Origin of the sequence: Sphingobacterium thalpophilum, from assembly GCF_901482695.1 — a bacterium.
GTDB classification, from domain to species: Bacteria; Bacteroidota; Bacteroidia; order Sphingobacteriales; family Sphingobacteriaceae; genus Sphingobacterium; species Sphingobacterium thalpophilum.
The window spans coordinates 4,572,315-4,589,943 of sequence record NZ_LR590484.1 but is presented as its reverse complement, the minus strand read 5'-3'; the positions used below and the strand labels follow the sequence as shown (position 1 = coordinate 4,589,943).

The window sequence follows — 17,629 nt, the reverse complement described above, 5'->3', positions numbered from 1 at the left end:
TCGCATTTTCGAGTGCATACCGACGACAGCGTGAAGAAAAAAAATGAAGTAAACATGGTATCAATATGGAAAAATCAGCTTCTTTAAATGGCCTTATACTCATCGGCGGAAAGAGCCGGCGTATGGGAACCCCAAAAGAGAAAATGGTCTGGCATGACAAGTTGCAGCGTGAGTACTTAGCAGATTTGCTGGCCCCTTATTGTGCTCAAGTCTGTTTTTCCTGTCGTCCCGAACAATGCGCCGAACTGGGGCAGCAACCTTTTCCTGCGCTACCTGATGCACATCTGGATATAGGACCTATGGGAGGTATTTTAAGTGCATTTGAATCCGATACCCATTCCGCTTGGCTGGTACTGGCCTGTGATCTACCCTTTGTAAATGAACAGGCATTGAAACAGCTCATCGCACATCGTGACAGCAGCAAAATGGTGACGGCATTCCGAAACCCGATAAATGGACTGCCTGAGCCGCTGATAGCTATCTGGGAACCGCAAAGCTATCGAACCTTACAGGAAGTTGCGACAGCAGGCAATTACGCCCTCCGACAAGCACTCGACAACATGCCCGTACAAATGCTTACACCAGCCGATCCGACAATACTGTTCAATGTCAATACACCGCAAGAAGCAAAACAGGTACCCCTGATCGCCGCTACCCGTCAGGGACGCTGATTCGCTGCCAGATATAACGTTTCATCCACCTTATGATAAATCTGCGGGTCGTGTCTTTTGATCTTAATTTTCACATATTTTGAAGCTGGCATATTGCTTTCCTTGACCACATTGTTGACCGACACGAGCACATTTGTTTCGGGAAAATAGGTGACTGCATTTTTCTCCGGAATCTGATAAGGCACAATCACAAATAATGGCGCTATACGTTCTATAGCATCATCATAATTAAATAGATCAACTTTATCGCCAGCCTTAAAACCAGCTTTGTCTATATCTCGTTGATTCATAAGCACCACACGCCGTTCGTTTTTAATACCTCTATAACGGTCATCCAATCCATAAATCGTCGTATTGAACTGATCGTGAGTCCTTGTCGTCGCCATCATATATTCATCTTCTTCAAGCTTGTTTACCGGCAACTCAGTCTGTGTAAACGGAGCCCGTCCGCCAAATTGTCCTGCAAACACCTGCTGATCACGGGCAGCATTGGGCAAATAAAAACCCTCCTTCTGGCGGACCCTGACGTTGTAGTTTTCGAACCCCGGTATGCACCGTTCAATGGCATCGCGCACCGCATCATAACTGTCGTGAAATCGCTTCCAATCCACAACACTGCGCGCGCCCAATGTCGCCATTGCCATACGGCATACAATCTGTGTCTCATTGAGCAAATTGTTGGAGACAGCATCAAGCACTCCCTTCGAAGATTGCACAACACCCATGGAATTTTCCGTACTAACGATCTGTACCTCACCATTCACAATATCCTTATCACTACGCCCATATGTGGGCAAAATCAGTGCTTCCTTGCCATGGATGAGATGCCCCCGATTCAACTTGGTCGACACACAGACTAATAAATTAAGTTTCCGAAGTGCATTGGCCGTATAGCTGGTATCCGGTGTTGCCGACAGAAAATTACCACCCATACAAAACAGCAATTTGACCTGCTCTGCATGCATGGCTTTAATTGCCCTAACCACATCATATCCATGCTCCCTCGGTGGATCAAATCCGAAGTATTGCTGCAAGCGGTCCAGCTGCTCCGCAGTAGGCTTCTCGTCGATCAACATGGTCCGGTTGCCCTGTACATTGCTGTGCCCTCTGACTGGACAGACACCTCCACCTTTAATGCCGATACTGCCTTTTAACAGCAAAATATTCAAAATCTCCCGGATCATATCTACACCATTGGGCTGCTGCGTCAATCCCATTCCCCAGCAGAAAATTATCTTCTTGTTAAAAGCCAGCAGCTCGGCCGCTTTCTGAATGGATTCGACAGCTACGCCACTGAGCTCGCTCAGCTGCGCAAGATCATACCGCCCGCTGCTAAATTGCATCAAAAACTCTTCATACCCAGTTGTCTTATGCTTTATAAAATCAGCATAAACAACAGCTCCTGGGTTTTCACTTTCGAGTTTTAACAATAACATCTCCAGCGCTTTTAACAAGGCCATATCTCCATTGATCCTGACAGGAAGATAAAGATCCGCAAGACTTACACCCCTACCAAAGATTCCATTAAGCTGCTGCGGGTTATGAAAGCCCATGAGACCGGCTTCGGGCAAGGGATTGATCGCAATGATCTTAGCGCCATGTTTTTTGGCTTTCTCCAGCGCACTCATCATCCGTGGCGCATTGGTACCCGGATTCTGACCGATAATAACGATGACCTCGCTTTCATAAAAGTCATCCAGCTTTACCGTTCCTTTGCCAATCCCAATCGTCGGCCGGAGTGCCGATCCCGACGTTTCATGGCACATATTGGAGCAGTCGGGCATATTGTTGGTCCCAAATTCCTTTGCAAAGAGCTGGTAGACAAAGGATGCTTCGTTACTCGTCCGGCCGGAGGTATAAAACGCAGCCTCGTTAGGCGATCCCAATGCATTGAGATGCGCAGCGATCTTATGAAAAGCTTCATCCCAGGAAATCGGCTGATAATGTGTTGCCCCTTCCGCCAGATACACTGGATCTGTAAGTCTGCCCATTTTGCCAATTTCGTAGTCTGTGAGCTTGGCTAAGTCATACACGGAATTATTTTTAAAGAAGTCGGGCGTCACACGTTTGGTCGTTGCCTCTTCCGCAAGCGCCTTGGCCCCATTTTCACAATATTCGCCCAGCGGCGAACGCTCGTCGTCCGGATCAGGCCAGGCGCAGCTCGGACAATCAAAGCCACCCGCCTGATTCATACTGAAAAGTGCTTTCGTGCCCCGGAATACTGTTTTTTCTTCAATCAGGTCCGAAAATGCAGCCACTACCGCCGGGATACCAGCAGCCCATTTTTCTACGGGGCCAAGTTTTAGGTTTAAGAGTTTAAATGGATTCTCCGCATTGGGCTGATGATCCAAATTCTGCATATCCCTCCGATTTTTATTGTTCTCTTCCATAACCATCAAATATTGAATGTAGGTACTAGTTCTAGCAGATCAGCATTGTAGGTTTGGATTCGGATAATTATCACTCTGATCTTCCACAGTATTATCCAGGCACGCAAAGTCCTTTTCCACGAGCAATTTCACCGACCCCGCTATACCTTCAAAACCCACTCTCTGGGTCGTTACCAATTCATGAACCATGCTTGCCGGAATACTGAGTACAATTCTGTTATCAACAAACGCGACATCAAGCTGCCCACCGATGGTCCTCTGAACAGCATATATAAATGGTCTGCCAACAAAAGCAGTCGTGCTTTCAACCATTCCGGTATTTCCCAGTTTAGCAATCTCAGATTGCGTAAGGCGAAGCCGGACGGAGTTGTCTTTGATTCTTATTTTCATTATGAAACTTATTTTTTTATATCATCTGTCCTTTATTACCATCCCGCTGTTAGGTAAACCACATCCTTCAGACTGTACACATCGTTTTAACTTGTATCATATAGCAGCACAAGCGCCGGACATGCTATTAGCTTCTGACGATAAGATTTACTCCGGGTCCTTTAATGTGAAATAGTCTCCCGCATGATAAATATTAAAACTATGACCACGCAAAAACCCAAGCAGCGTAATATTAAACTCAACCGCTGTTGATATGGCTAGGCTTGAAGGCGCACCAATCGCCACAACGAGTTTAGCCCCGGCCATTGCAGCCTTCTGAATCAGTTCGAAACTCGCCCTGCCGCTCAACAGAAGTATATGGCATTTCAATGGCAGCATCTCCCCCAATAAGGCATATCCAATAAGCTTGTCCAGTGCGTTGTGCCGGCCGACGTCCTCACGTAAGGCAACCAACCTACCCTGCAGATCAAAAATAGCTGCTGCATGAATACCGCCGGTTGCGGAAAAATTGTTTTGGCTGCTCCGAAGTCTTTCTGACAACAGGTACAAGGTGTCCAACGCTATCTCTATGGGCTCATTCGCTTGGCAACGAAAGATGCTGACCGTCTTGATCGCTTCAATGGATCCCTTTCCGCACACGCCGCAGCTCGACGTCGTGTAAAAATTGCGGTCTGCATTCTGTAGACGCGGGACGACCCCCGGATTTAGTTCGACAAGAATCCGATTGCTACTATTGCGATCACAGGTACCTACCACATGTTGTATTCGTCTGATATGGCTGGCCCTGTCAATAATTCCCTCGGTGAACAGAAAGCCGGCAGCCAGTTCGGTATCATGACCCGGTGTGCGCATGGTCACAGAAATATTCTTGATCGTATTGCTCCCCTCCTCAAATGCAGAGATGCTGATTTCCAGCGGCTCTTCCACTGACACATCATCATCATCTGAACAACTTGAACCGTCTCTAAACCTGACAAGTTTAACTTGTTGAATCGCCTTATTCGCCAATGCCCTGGTTTCCATAAAAGCTTTTGGTTTATTTAAAAGTAACGTTTTTAGGCCCGAAAAGCGCAAAAACTAACAAGAGCCAATTCATGATCAGCTCTTGTTTATTAGTCATCAGGCCTTCAGATCTATTGGCAATGTATGGATCCGCTTACCTGTAGCCGCATAGATTGCATTGCATAATGCGGGAGTAAAAGGCGGAACTGGCGGTTCGCCCACTCCCGTCGGTTTGGCATCACTTTCCATAATGTATACATGGATCTCCTTAGGCGACTCAGGCATCCGGACGATCTGATAACCGTCAAAATTACTTTGCTCGACCTGACCCTGCTTAACGGAAATGGTACTTTTAAGCGCCAGACTGGCAGAAAACTGCGCCCCACCTTCAAATTGTGACTTAATCCGGTCGACATTCACTGGCAAACCGCAATCGACAGCGTAATAAACATTCGGAATACTTATATTCTGATTAGCATCTACCTGCACCTCCACCACGCAAGCCACATACGTCAGGAAGCTTTTGTGGGCTGCGAAGCCAAGCGCGCTGCCCTTCGGCAACGACCTGCCCCAACCAGATTCTTTAGCCACCCGTTCGATCACCCTCTTCATACGCCCCGTATCCCAGGGATAATCCGCAATGTTCTCACCATAATTAGGGTATGTTGTTTTGACCAGTTCCTGATCAAAGGTAATATGACGGTCTTCTCCCAAAAGTTCCAGTGCATTAGCAATGGGATCCATCCCCCGTGCTTCCGCGACTTCGTCCATCATGGTCGCAATGGCAAAAACCTGAGGAATATTGCGAACAGACCGTAACCAGCCAATCCGCAAATGGGCCTTCGCGTCGTGTGTTTCGAGACTAATGGCAGGCACATCATACGGAAAATCGGAAGCACCCAACATCAATTCCCCATCGCTCGGCTGCACGACCTTCATGTCGTCCGTCGCCGAAATCGAAGGATTGGCAATATGGTGCGACCATCCGCTTAACTTGTTCTGACTGTCTATAGTGGCAACAATACGCTGTACGCTAAGCGCATGGTAATAATCATGCCGGATATCATCTTCCCTCGTCCACTGCACTTTCACCGGATACCCGGATTCTTTGGCAAGAATCGTTGCCTCCAGAATAAAATCGGGTTTGGATTTCCGGCCAAAGCCTCCACCCAGCAAGGTAACGTTCATTTTTACCTTCTCAACAGGAATACCGATCTCTTCAGCGACCGCGTCGCGTGCACCCTGTGGATTTTGGGTACAGGCCCAGATTTCACAGCTTCCATTTTTCACAACTGCGAGCGCACAAGGCGGTTCAATGGTGGCGTGCGCCAGATAGGGCGCGACGTATGTGTGATCGATAACCTTTTTTGCACCAGCCTTCGCCGCCTTAAAGTCGCCCCGTTGACGCCGGATGGTACCCTCTTTAGCCATCTCCTGTCTGAGCTCTTCAATCTGTCTGGCAGAGTCATAGTCCGCATTTGGCCCCAGATCCCATTCCACCTCGAGTAGATCCCGAGCTTTGATAGCCGCCCAGGTATTTTCAGCAATGACAGCAACTCCACTTAATGGCTTTTTTAAGGTAGCCGGCAGGCCTGCGCCTTTGATAACGACCACTTTTAGGACTCCGGGCACATTCCGCGCTTTGCTGTCATCGAAAGATTTAACTGTACCACCGACGACTGGACAGCGTTTGATGACAGCAATTTTCATTCCCTCAACCTCGGCATCTATGCCAAACACAGCCTTCCCGGTAACGATATTATGCAGGTCAATAATCGGTGTCTCTTTTCCGACCATCGTGAGCTGCTTTTTATCCTTGAGCCTCACTTCACTTACTTTCGGCAGGGGCAGCGACTGTGCGATTTCTACCAATTCTCCAAAACTTTTCTTTTTACCTGAAGGCGAATGGACGACCTGCCCTTTCTGGGTGTCACATTCCTCTACGCCTACCTGCCATTCCTTTGCCGCTGCGCGGATCAATAGGAGGCGCGCTATAGCACCGGCTTCACGCATAGGTTTATAAAACATCCGCACGGAAAACGAACCGTCCGTATTCTGGTTACCATATTTCTTCTCATCGCCTTCGGCCTGAAGAATTTCGACCTTGCTCCAGTCGGCGCCAAGTTCATCGGCCACAATCAATGGCAGCGACGTACGTATACCCTGCCCCATTTCCGAGCGATGTGCAATGATGGTGACCTTACCGTCCGAGCCAATACTCAGATACACATTCGGAGCCACGGTAGCGACTTTTTTCCCTTTATCATCGCAGCTAAAAAAACTGACACCCAGCAGCAGGCCTCCAGTCAGCAAGCCGCTAGCTTTTATAAAATCTCTTCTGGAGACACCAAAAATTTCAGACGCGACCGTTGCGGTCTTTTTTTTCTGAAAAGGAGCTAATATTTTCATGATTTGCATGCATTATAATGAAAGACTAACCGGTAGTCACCGGTGTGCCGGCCGCGTCCAAGATGGCCGCCTTGATTCTATTATAGGTACCACATCGACACAGGTTGCCCTTCATCGCTTCCTCGATCTCCTGTTCCGAAGGTTTGGCATTTTTTTTCAGCAATGCGGCCGCGTTCATAATTTGTCCAGTCTGGCAATATCCGCATTGGGGCACCACATATTTTTCCCACGCTTCCTGCAGCGGATGGTCTCCATCGGTGGACAATCCTTCTATAGTGGTGATCTTGCCCTCGCCCACCGCTGAAATCGGAAAAGAGCACGACCGTATTGCAGTATCATTGAGATGTACTGTACACGCGCCGCAGAGCGCCTTTCCGCAGCCGAATTTAGTTCCTTTGAGATTCATGATATCCCGTAGCACCCATAATAACGGCATGTCGTCAAGCACATCGACCTCGTGCTTCTTGCCATTTACCTGAATTGAGTATTTTGCCATAATTGTTAATTTTTTATTGCCTATTATCTGCAGTCTCTCATCTACAAACACTGGCTCAGTCTTTTCATCTGCAAAATCAGTACTTAAATTAAGTAAATAATTATATATTTCACTGTATTTTTTACCATTATTACAGATTTGATGTATTTTAACGCATAAATCACTAAATTTGGTAGAGACTATCTGCAGCAGCACCCTAAGAACATGAAAGAGATCAAAGACATTATTTTCGCCGCAGAGCAAGCATCAGCCCAACACATGGAGATGGCGCTGGCGACGGTTGTCAAAGTCGAAGGCTCTTCTTATCGGCGGGCCGGAGCAAGGATGCTGGTAACAGCAGATGGGCGCATGACCGGCGCCATCAGCGGAGGCTGCCTGGAAGGCGACGCTCTAAAAAAAGCACTGTTAGCCATACAGCAGCGCCAAAATCGTCTGGTGACCTATGATACCAGCAGCGATGAAGGTAATGCGATCGGCCTACAGCTGGGCTGCAATGGCATTGTCCATATCTTGTTTGAATACATTGATTTCACCAAATCCATGCATCCGATAACCTTATTGGAAAACGTCTTGCAACATCGCCGCGAAGCCATATTGGTGACTTGTTTTTCGGAAGACCGACGCCAACTTCAATTAGGTAGCATGCTGTTGACAGATGCTTGTGGCAGCGCACAGTCCGCGCCGTCAGATGACGCTGTCGATCCTAGGCTGTCGGAAGCCATCGCGCTTGCTAAATCAAAACGACAGTCTGTCCTAACGTCCTACAAACATCAGGAAATGGAATGTAAAGCGCTTGTCGAATACCTGGCCCCTACAGTCCACCTCGTTGTGGTGGGTGCCGGCAACGACGCACAGCCTCTCGTAGAGACTGCCGACATCCTGGGCTGGGAGATCACCGTGGTGGATGGACGTGCAACACATGCCAGCGAACAACGCTTTCCGGCGGCAAAGCAAATAATCGTGACTCCTGCGGACCATGTCATTCCGAAAATTCAAATAGATCCCTGGACCGTTTTTGTTCTTATGACGCACAACTATCAATACGATCTGCAGGTACTCAGCCAGCTCGTTGCCACCAATATCGCTTATATTGGCTCTTTGGGCCCCAAAATAAAATTGGCACGCATGTTCAAGGATCTTGAGCAGTTAGGCCTGGTGCTGACCGAAAGTGATAGGAGGCGGATTCATGGGCCTGTCGGACTCGATATTGGTGCCGAAAACGCGGCCGAAATAGCAATTGCGGTCCTGGCGGAAATCAAAGCTGTACTTAGCGGCAGGCCCGGCACTCCGTTAAAGTACTTGCCGACAAAAATTCATGCTGCTAGCCCTTTAATACTTTAACCCATGCTCACAGACAAATACGGACGATCCCATACTTACCTGCGTATATCGTTGACAGATAACTGCAACCTCCGTTGCTTTTATTGCATGCCTGAGGAAGATTATGCTTTTACACCTCATGCACAGCTCATGCAGGTGGACGAAATCGAGCAGCTGGCCAAGGTTTTTGTGGCTCACGGCGTACGCAAAATCCGTCTCACGGGCGGTGAACCTCTGGTACGGCGAGACGCCCCCGCAATCATTGCCATGCTATCCCAGCTTCCCGTTGAACTGCATATGACCACTAACGGCATCAGGATTGATGACATGCTCGGGGAAATCGTGAGCGCCGGATTTAAAAGCGTCAACATCAGTCTGGATACTTTGCGTCCAGAGCGCTTCATAAAGATCACAAGAAGGAATTATTTTGAAAGGGTACGCGCAAACATCGACCTCCTGCTAAAATACAACGTCATCACGAAAATTAACGTGGTTGTCATGAAAGGCATCAACGATGACGAAATCCTAGACTTTGTGGCACTTACCAAAAGCAAACCAGTGGAAATCCGCTTTATCGAATTCATGCCGTTTAGCGGTAATAAATGGAGCAGCAATCAGGTGCTTACCTATGACGATATCGTGAATACAGTGCAACAAGCGTACACGATACAGCCTGTAACGGCCAGACCGCATGACACAGCCAAAGCGTTTTCGATCCCTGGTCACCTCGGACGTATCGCAATCATCAGTACGATGACAGCCCCATTTTGTGCCGGTTGCAACCGGATACGGCTCACGGCTGATGGAAAATTAAAGAACTGCCTCTTCTCTGCTGGAGAGACAGACCTCCTCTCCACATTACGGACTGGCGGGGACGTCCTCCCTTTGATACAGCAAAATATTCTATCCAAAGCACAGGCTCTGGGTGGACAACTGGCGGAAAACTTTGAACAGATAGAAACCGATTTCTTACAAAATCGCAGTATGATCACTATTGGCGGATGAAAACAAAAACAGGCATAATCATTTTGGCAGCGGGCAGCTCGTCCCGTCTCGGAAGCCCCAAACAGTTGCTTGAATTTAAAGGAAGTAGCCTACTAAAACGCATCAGTATGGCCGCCCTCGACGTTCCGGATGCTGCCGTCTGTATCGTTGTCGGTGCTTTCCACGATCTTGTACGGACCGCCGTCGCCCATCTGCCCGTAAGCATAAGCATCAATCCCCACTGGCAAAGCGGCCTCTCGTCCTCTATCCGCACAGGTTTACAAAAGCTTTTGACCATACATCCCGGGATCGAGCAGTGCATCATCAGCCTCTGCGACCAGCCTTTCGTTGATCAGCATGTATTCCTAGCCTTGGATAACCTCGCCGACCAAAGCGGCAAAGGAATAGTTGTAACTGGATTCGACGGCACCTGGGGACCTCCGACATTATTCGGCAAAAAGTATTTTCGACAGCTGATCGCATTAGAAGGACATGAGGGCGCAAAGAAAATTGCCAGCCAATACCCTGAAGACCGAATTGTCTTCGATTTCGATGCGGCGAAATTCGACATCGACACTGCGCAGGATTACTTTGATCTGCCTCATCAGCTGATTTCTGTGGAGCAAGCTACAGCGATTATAAATCATTTTTTACCAACAGCACGCCAACAGCATGTCTCGATCCAGCAGGCCCTTGGCTACACACTGGCACAAAGCGTGGCCGCCACACAACAGATACCCGGCTTCCCTCAATCTTCCATGGACGGCTACGCCATCCGTTATGCGGACCGGTTTAAAACACTGCGGGTGACGGATAAAATCCCTGCAGGCAGCAGGACGATGAAAACACTTTTACCCGAACAGGCGATGCGTATCTATACCGGAGCACCAGTACCCGATGGCGCCGACACTGTCGTGATGCAGGAGAAAGTAGAGCGGCTACAAGACAACCATATTGTCATTAAAGACGACTCACTCCGCTTCGCAGACCATGTGCGGCCCCAGGGTTCCGAAGTTGAAGCGGGTACAACGGCCATGCTTCCAGGTACTTTTCTGAGCCCTGCCGCGATTGGCTATCTTGCCGGGATAGGCTGCGCTGAAGTTGATATTTTTGCTGCGCCAAAGGTCCATATCCTCCTTACAGGCGATGAACTTAAACCCTTGGGAAGCCCCTTAAATTATGGCGAAGTATACGAGTCCAACTCTTTTCAGCTGGACGCTGCCTTAAAGCAGCTTGGAATACAGCAGGTCCATATGCAACATGTCAAAGATGACAGGGAGGCCCTGGAGACAACACTCAACAATGCGCTCACGCATGCAGATATCGTTCTTTTGGTGGGTGGTGTCAGTGTCGGTGACTACGACTATGTTGTCGACACAGCCAAGACCTGTGGTGTCAGGCAACGCTTCCATCGTATACGGCAGAAACCGGGCAAGCCTTTATTTTTTGGCACCAAAGATACCAAGCTTGTGTTTGGGCTACCCGGCAACCCTTCATCGGCACTCACCTGCTTTTACCTGTATGTAGCTCCCGCCCTTGAACAGATTATGCAGCTTCCACACCGCAACCGTATCATAAAAACCTATGCCGCGCAAGCCTACGCCAAAAAACCGGGGCTCACGCATTTTTTGAAAGCAACTTATGATGGCCAGTCGGTAACGCCTCTGCATGCCCAAGAATCGTATCGGCTGCAGTCATACGCACAGGCCAATTGTCTATTGATTCTGGATGAAAGCTCAACAGGATGCCAAACTGGTGACGAAGTCCTTATATACCTTCTAACGTAGTAGTTATGCCCTTTGATTTTTTTTATGTTTTTCTGTTTATTCTTGCCTTTCTTTATGCCGCAGTCGGACATGGCGGTGCCAGCGGATATTTAGCCCTCATGGCGCTCTATGGAATTGCGCCACAGGAGATGAAGCCTACTGCACTTGTACTTAATCTTTTTGTTTCGCTGACTTCTTTTATACAGTATTATAGAGGCCATTATTTCAGGAGAAACCTGTTTTTGATAGTCGCTGCAGCGTCGGTACCCATGGCATTTATCGGTGGCATGATTACCTTGGAGGACCAGCTTTACAAACGCCTGCTGGGCGCCCTTCTGCTTTTTCCGGTCTTCCGATTTTTTTTCTTCGAAAGTCCCGCAGCGGACGAACTGAAACCACACAGCACTGCAGGCTCAATAATCATCGGAGCGATTGTAGGATTGCTTTCTGGCATGATCGGAATAGGTGGTGGCATTATCCTGTCGCCCTTACTCATTCTGTTAAAATGGACCGATCAAAAACAAACTGCCGCTATCAGTGCTGCATTTATTTTCGTAAATTCATTGTCAGGTCTGAGTGGTATGCTGACGCGGGGTATCGCATTCAACGCCCACATGTGGCTATACGTAGCCATTGCATTTTTAGGCGGCCTGCTGGGCGCCTATCTAGGATCGAAGAAATTAAAACAGGATGCACTAAAATATGTACTTGCAACTGTACTTCTGGTTGCAGCATATAAATTACTGTTTACCAAGGCTTAAAATAATAACAAAAGAGCAACACATACGATAACGCGCCCTTATTTATCAACGTAGTCCTATGTGGTCAAGATAAAGGTAAAGCGGCGCAAAATAAAATGAGTACACCCATGAAAGTGAAAGTAAAAACATTTGGTTCACTGACAGAGCTATTGGAAAAAGAATTTTATATAACAGCTGTGGATACGGCTGATTTAGTAGCTACGCTGACAGCGCAGCAGCCGGCACTAGCCAACCGCAGTCTGTTGATCGCTGTCAATAATACACTGGTCAAAGAAACGACAGCTTTGGCGGCCGATGACATTGTTGCATTGATGCCACCCTATTCAGGAGGATAACAAATGACGGACGATCGCTATTCAAGACATTACGCACTCACGGGTTTCGGTAAAGTGGCCCAGATGAAGCTCCAGCAAGCAGGGGTGCTAGTCGTCGGTGCCGGCGGGCTGGGTTGCCCTGCTCTACAATATCTCGTCGCATCGGGGATTGGCACAGTAGGCATTGTTGACCACGATTCGGTCGATATCAGTAACCTGCACCGGCAAGTGCTGTATGACAGCGACAACGTCGGACATCCAAAGGCGGAGGTCGCCGCAGCAAAACTGCGTCGGCAGAATCCCGATGTGACCATCCATGCCCATAGCCTCATGTTACATCCCGCGAATGCAGCGTCGCTGATTGAACCCTACGACATCGTGATCGACTGTACAGACAATTTCGCTGCACGCTACTTACTTTGCGACGCCTGCCGCTTGCTGGACAAACCACTTATTTTCGGCGCTATATACCAATATGAGGGGCAGCTCGCCGTATTCAACGTCGCTGATGATAATGGGTTGAAAGCTACCTATAGGCATCTCTTCCCTATCCCACCCGATCCCTTGGAAGCGCCCGACTGCAATACCGCCGGTGTACTCGGTGTATTACCTGGTCTTATCGGCACGCTGCAGGCAACAGAGGCCATTAAACTGATTACCGGCATTGGCACTGTATTAACCAATCAGCTCATGACGATAAATATTCTTGACAACAGCTCTTACACATTTACCATCCCTGACGATGTGCCATACGACAATAGCTATCCGACTACCTTGGATGCCCTGAGACAATTTAAATACGATCATTTCTGTGCAGCAGCTGACCAACAGGTCCAAAACCTCAGGGCAGAACAGCTTGTGACCCGCTGGCATGCGGAGGATGTCCTGCTTATTGACGTACGTGAAGCTGCGGAGGTCCCTAAACTACCTGTCGACCATATCCGTATACCACTTAGTGAGCTCCCACGGCAGCTTAGCAAATTAGCATGTCCCAAACTAGTCTTCATCTGTCAGACCGGCAAAAGGAGTTTGGCAGCGGCTCAGTTTGTTGCAGCACAAGATAACCATGACCATCAGATTTTTAATTTGGAGGGTGGCATCGACCACCTTAAACTTTATTTCCATGCATAAAACAAAAAGTGACATATTTATTCAGGGTCCCATTCCCGCAACGGTAATCGCCGATACAATTACCAAACACGGATCCAGAACCGATATTGGCGCCCATAGCCTGTTTCTGGGACAGATCAGGGCCGACGAGGTGGCGGGAAAAACAGTCCGCTCGATCGAATATACCAACAATAAAGAACTGGCACTGCAACAAATGGACAGCATCCGTTCACAGATCTTTGCAAAGTATGATCTCAGCTGCATGCATGTCTACCACAGCGAGGGTATCGTTCATGCCGGCGAAATCTGTTTCTTTGTATTCACTTCCTCGACGCGGCGCAAAGCAGCGATGAATGCGTCCCAGGAACTGGTCGAGCGCATCAAAAGCGAACTGCCTATTTGGGGGCGCGAAATATTTGAAGATGAATCACATCAATGGAAAATTAACAATTAAACATGGTTGACATTACATTTAAGAGCCCCACTTTACGAAAAGCCATAGCCCTGGCCACTGTTAAAGTCTCAGAGCAACGGACCATCAACATGATCGAACAACGCCAGGTACCCAAAGGCGACATTTTCGAATTTGCGCGTGCTGCCTCCTTGCTCGCCATTAAAAAGACAGGAGATATGATCCCCGACTGCCATCCGCTTCCTGTTGAATACGCTGCAGTACGGTATGCCATCGAAGGATTGCAAATTCATATTGAAGTCGAGGTCCACACGATTTATAAGACGGGAGTCGAAGTCGAGGCCATGCATGGTGCGTCCATCGCCGCCTTGGTCATCTATGATATGCTAAAACCCATTGACAAACAGGTTGAAATTGGCAGCATACGGCTTGTTGAGAAGCAGGGTGGCAAGAGCAACGATGTGATCCCGGGAATCGATAGTCTCCGTTCTGCCGTCGTTGTCTGTAGCGACTCTGTCGCTCAGGCGAACAAACAAGACGTATCCGGCCGGTTGCTGGTGCAGCTTCTTGAACAACAGGGTTTAACGGATATCAACTATTCGGTTGTGCCTGATGAAGCGGAAGCCATACGTAACTGCCTGGAAGGGCATCAGGCAGCAGGAATCGATCTTTTGCTATTTACTGGCGGTACTGGACTTTCAGATCGCGATATCACGCCGGATATCGTGTCCCCCTATATCAGCAGGCCCATCCCGGGCATCATGGAGACTGCCAGACAATATGGGCAACAACGGGTAAAAACTGCCATGCTGTCCAGAGGGATCTCGGGGTTTGCAGGCCGTATGCTTGTGCTCACCCTGCCGGGGTCCCCTAATGGCGTCCGGGAAAGCGTAGCAGCGCTGTTTCCTCAGCTGTTCCATGTCTTCCGGGTCCGTGAAAATATCCGGCACGATTAATCTGTCCTGCCAGACGCTGTTTACATCGTGTTCCGTCAGTCTGCACAAGCGGTTAAGGTTCGGTCGAACCGTTACGCCCGTAGTTTTGCAACACAACGACCAATGCGTTCGATAGCTTCTTCGATCTCCGAGATGGTATTGTACCTCCCCAAGCTAAAACGTAGTGAGGATAAGCCGTCTCGGTCCGATAAACCCATGGCTTTGAGGACATGGGAGGGCCTATGCGTGACCGCAGTGCAGGCTGAACCACTTGATGCGGCGATATTGCCCAGTGCCCTCAATAACTCTTCCGCCTGTATACCCTGAAAGCAGATATTCGTTGTATTAAACAACCTATTGCTCGCGGTAGCATTAGAGAACGTACCGGGGATATTCAGCAAGCCAGTTTCAAGTATATCCCGCAACGTCCCAATATGCAGCCGATCTTGCTCCTGCGACTCCAGAGCGAGGCTCAGCGCCTTGCTCATACCGACGATGCCGGGGACATTTAAAGTCCCGCTTCGATACCCCTGCTGCTGTCCGCCACCATGAATCAAGGGACTCAGCAGCTTGTTAGCTGAACCGTCGCAGCACAGCCCACCTACACCTTTGGGACCGTAAAACTTATGGCCCGAAAACACTAAAAGGTCCACCCCCAATTCTCGCACATCGACCTTCACTTTACCTACACCCTGCGTGGCATCACTGAGCAACAAAGCCCCTTTCTGATGCACAATCTCACTGATGTGACGAATGGGATGGATAAGACCTGTTTCATTATTTGCCAGCATGGTACAGACCAATAAGGTATTTTCGCTCACAGTCTCCGCCAGCTGTAGGAGATCAATATGGCCTTCGTGATCGACGGGCAACACCGTCACCTTATAACCGTCGAAGGCCATTGCCTGACAGGTTTCCAGTACAGCCCTATGTTCGGTAGCGACCACCACGATATGTCGGCGCGGTGAAGCCCTTAGTCCTTTGACTGCCATATTGATCGCTTCTGTAGCACCCGAAGTATATATGATATGCTGTGCTTTTGCGCCTAAAGCGATTGCCAGTTCTTCGGTATACTGTTCCACAACGTCCTGTATACTAAGGCTAAAAAGATGCGAACCGCTTGGATTTGCAAAATCCGCAGTAAAAAAAGGTAACATAGCTTCCAAAACCCGCTCATCTGTGGGCGTGGTTGAATTATAGTCCAAATAGACGAATGTAGAATGCATATATAAATGTACTCACTCCGCCGGAGAACACCTAATAAACATGAACTCTTTTGCTGGCACTCTCCCCTAATCCATTGATATCTACGCCTCTGCTAAACTAGCTGATTTTATCTCGAGAAATCGGTCTTCGTGGCTTGATTATTGCTTTGATTTGCGGTGGCAGTTTACGATTCATCCTGCTCCTAAATATCCTATATGCAAAGATCACATCCGGATGCCCCTCTTTACCTTGAAGCGTTAAAGGAAATTCCTTTGGCGACAGCTATTTATGATAATGTCAATCTCAATATCGGTTTTGCCAACTCCAAGATGCTGGACATCTGGCGCATCGGCGAGGAGATTCTGGACAATCCTTTTACAGAAGTGTTTCCCGGATTTACGCAGGATGGTTTTGCAACGATACTGACCAATGTTTGGGACACAGGCATCACCTATAGAGCTTCTGACGCACCAGTTTATATCTATAATGGAGACTTAAAATTTAAACGTTATTTCAATTTTGAGTACAAACCGCTAATAGATCAACGGGGCAGGACCTACTCTATTTTGCATACCGCAAGTGATGTTACCGACAAGATACAGTCGCTACAAGCTTCCGGCCAGCAAGAAGATGAAAGACATCCCGATAGCAACCTACAGATGATTACACACACCTTATCGCATGACGCCAAAAATCCGCTGGCCTTGGCCAAAATTGGAGTCAGTGTACTAAAAGAGCACTTGGAGATGTCGCCGGGCCGGAGACTTGAATTATATGAAGTCATCAATCAGTCACTGGAAAACATCAATGATATCATTGACAAGACCGTGGAGTTAAGCCTCGCCCCCAGCTATAAGCTCCAAAAGCAACTCGTGCGGCTCGATCATGCGCTCGCTGCATGGTGCCGGGAAGCAAAAATGCTTCATCATTCACCCCACACCCAAATCGTCTTCGGAGACCTTTTCCCTATATTCAGTGATCCGCATGCTATTTATCAGATTTTCACGAATCTGGTGAACAACGCCATCAAATATTCCAGCTGTAATAAAAAAGCTCAACTATATATCCGTAGCGAGCGGACAAACAACGGCACCGTCTATTTCATAAAAGACAATGGCATCGGGATACCTCAGCATGAACTCGAGAATATTCACCTAGAACGCCAACGCGGTTCCAATTCCGAAAAATATAAAGGCAAAGGCTTGGGACTCTTTATCGTCAAAGAACTCGTGAATAGAATTGGAGCACAGTTCACTATTTTCAGCAAAGAACAACAGGGCACAGAAGTCCGGCTCTTCTTCCCTAACTGACCTATTTATCTTCCAATAAATCTTATAAATGAACAAACAATTTCCGGTGAACGTATGATTTTTGTCTCCGATCCAAGCTAAGCAAAGATCGATCAGATTGGGATAAAATGACTATCAGCCAACAAACTCTTAATTAAGCTGTGATTTTTCAAT

General features: G+C 48.2%; 16 protein-coding genes. 10 read left to right on the top strand and 6 right to left on the bottom strand.

From position 1 onward, the window contains the following. Positions 1-65: 65 nt before the first annotated feature. Entirely contained in the window at positions 66-671 is a 606-nt protein-coding gene (locus FGL37_RS19110) for an NTP transferase domain-containing protein (RefSeq protein WP_037533827.1), read from the top strand. On the opposite strand, the gene FGL37_RS19105 is transcribed toward FGL37_RS19110, so the two are convergent. The 5 genes from FGL37_RS19105 to FGL37_RS19085 form a co-directional block, all read right to left on the bottom strand. After that, positions 659-3,061: an FdhF/YdeP family oxidoreductase gene (locus FGL37_RS19105; RefSeq protein ID WP_028070820.1), complete on the bottom strand. Its 2,403-nt coding sequence runs from the start codon at positions 3,059-3,061 to the stop codon at positions 659-661. The genes FGL37_RS19110 and FGL37_RS19105 overlap by 13 nt on opposite strands. Before the next feature lie 39 nt (positions 3,062-3,100). Continuing rightward, positions 3,101-3,451 carry a DUF7009 family protein gene (locus tag FGL37_RS19100; RefSeq protein WP_028070821.1) on the bottom strand — a complete coding sequence of 117 codons (351 nt, stop codon included), beginning with the start codon at positions 3,449-3,451 and terminating at the stop codon, positions 3,101-3,103. 147 nt (positions 3,452-3,598) lie between these two features. Further along, entirely contained in the window at positions 3,599-4,474 is an 876-nt protein-coding gene (gene fdhD, locus FGL37_RS19095; RefSeq protein WP_028070822.1) for a formate dehydrogenase accessory sulfurtransferase FdhD, read from the bottom strand. Positions 4,475-4,570: 96 nt separating this feature from the next. Then, positions 4,571-6,862, bottom strand: a complete 2,292-nt coding sequence (locus tag FGL37_RS19090; RefSeq protein WP_028070823.1) for a xanthine dehydrogenase family protein molybdopterin-binding subunit — start codon at positions 6,860-6,862, stop codon at positions 4,571-4,573. A 25-nt stretch (positions 6,863-6,887) separates the two neighbouring features. Then, the gene (locus tag FGL37_RS19085; RefSeq protein WP_028070824.1) at positions 6,888-7,358 is read right to left on the bottom strand and encodes a (2Fe-2S)-binding protein; all 471 of its coding nucleotides are present in this window, start codon (positions 7,356-7,358) and stop codon (positions 6,888-6,890) included. 258 nt (positions 7,359-7,616) lie between these two features. On the opposite strand from FGL37_RS19085, the gene FGL37_RS19080 reads away from it, so the two are divergent. The 8 genes from FGL37_RS19080 to moaCB all read left to right on the top strand — a co-directional run bounded on the left by FGL37_RS19080 (position 7,617) and on the right by moaCB (position 14,981). Further along, on the top strand, positions 7,617-8,699 hold the full coding sequence (locus FGL37_RS19080) for an XdhC family protein (protein ID WP_232048738.1): 1,083 nt from the start codon (positions 7,617-7,619) through the stop codon (positions 8,697-8,699). A gap of 3 nt (positions 8,700-8,702) precedes the next feature. Further along, entirely contained in the window at positions 8,703-9,683 is a 981-nt protein-coding gene (gene moaA, locus FGL37_RS19075) for a GTP 3',8-cyclase MoaA (protein WP_028070826.1), read from the top strand. Continuing rightward, positions 9,680-11,449: an NTP transferase domain-containing protein gene (locus FGL37_RS19070; RefSeq protein WP_081817920.1), complete on the top strand. Its 1,770-nt coding sequence runs from the start codon at positions 9,680-9,682 to the stop codon at positions 11,447-11,449. Before moaA ends, FGL37_RS19070 begins: the two co-directional genes overlap by 4 nt. Before the next feature lie 5 nt (positions 11,450-11,454). Then, entirely contained in the window at positions 11,455-12,189 is a 735-nt protein-coding gene (locus tag FGL37_RS19065) for a sulfite exporter TauE/SafE family protein (RefSeq protein WP_028070828.1), read from the top strand. 107 nt (positions 12,190-12,296) lie between these two features. Then, positions 12,297-12,524: a MoaD/ThiS family protein gene (locus FGL37_RS19060; RefSeq protein WP_028070829.1), complete on the top strand. Its 228-nt coding sequence runs from the start codon at positions 12,297-12,299 to the stop codon at positions 12,522-12,524. 3 nt (positions 12,525-12,527) lie between these two features. Next, positions 12,528-13,634, top strand: a complete 1,107-nt coding sequence (locus tag FGL37_RS19055; protein ID WP_028070830.1) for a HesA/MoeB/ThiF family protein — start codon at positions 12,528-12,530, stop codon at positions 13,632-13,634. After that, entirely contained in the window at positions 13,627-14,067 is a 441-nt protein-coding gene (locus FGL37_RS19050; RefSeq protein WP_028070831.1) for a molybdenum cofactor biosynthesis protein MoaE, read from the top strand. Before FGL37_RS19055 ends, FGL37_RS19050 begins: the two co-directional genes overlap by 8 nt. A gap of 2 nt (positions 14,068-14,069) precedes the next feature. Next, a complete protein-coding gene (gene moaCB / locus FGL37_RS19045; protein WP_028070832.1) occupies positions 14,070-14,981 on the top strand; it encodes a bifunctional molybdenum cofactor biosynthesis protein MoaC/MoaB in 912 nt (303 codons plus the stop codon). Positions 14,982-15,052: 71 nt separating this feature from the next. Here moaCB and FGL37_RS19040 read toward each other — a convergent pair whose 3' ends face one another. Beyond that, positions 15,053-16,186, bottom strand: a complete 1,134-nt coding sequence (locus FGL37_RS19040; RefSeq protein ID WP_028070833.1) for a cysteine desulfurase family protein — start codon at positions 16,184-16,186, stop codon at positions 15,053-15,055. Positions 16,187-16,381: 195 nt separating this feature from the next. Between FGL37_RS19040 and FGL37_RS19035 the strand changes: the two genes are divergently transcribed. Then, positions 16,382-17,476: a sensor histidine kinase gene (locus FGL37_RS19035; RefSeq protein ID WP_028070834.1), complete on the top strand. Its 1,095-nt coding sequence runs from the start codon at positions 16,382-16,384 to the stop codon at positions 17,474-17,476. Positions 17,477-17,629: the final 153 nt, after the last annotated feature.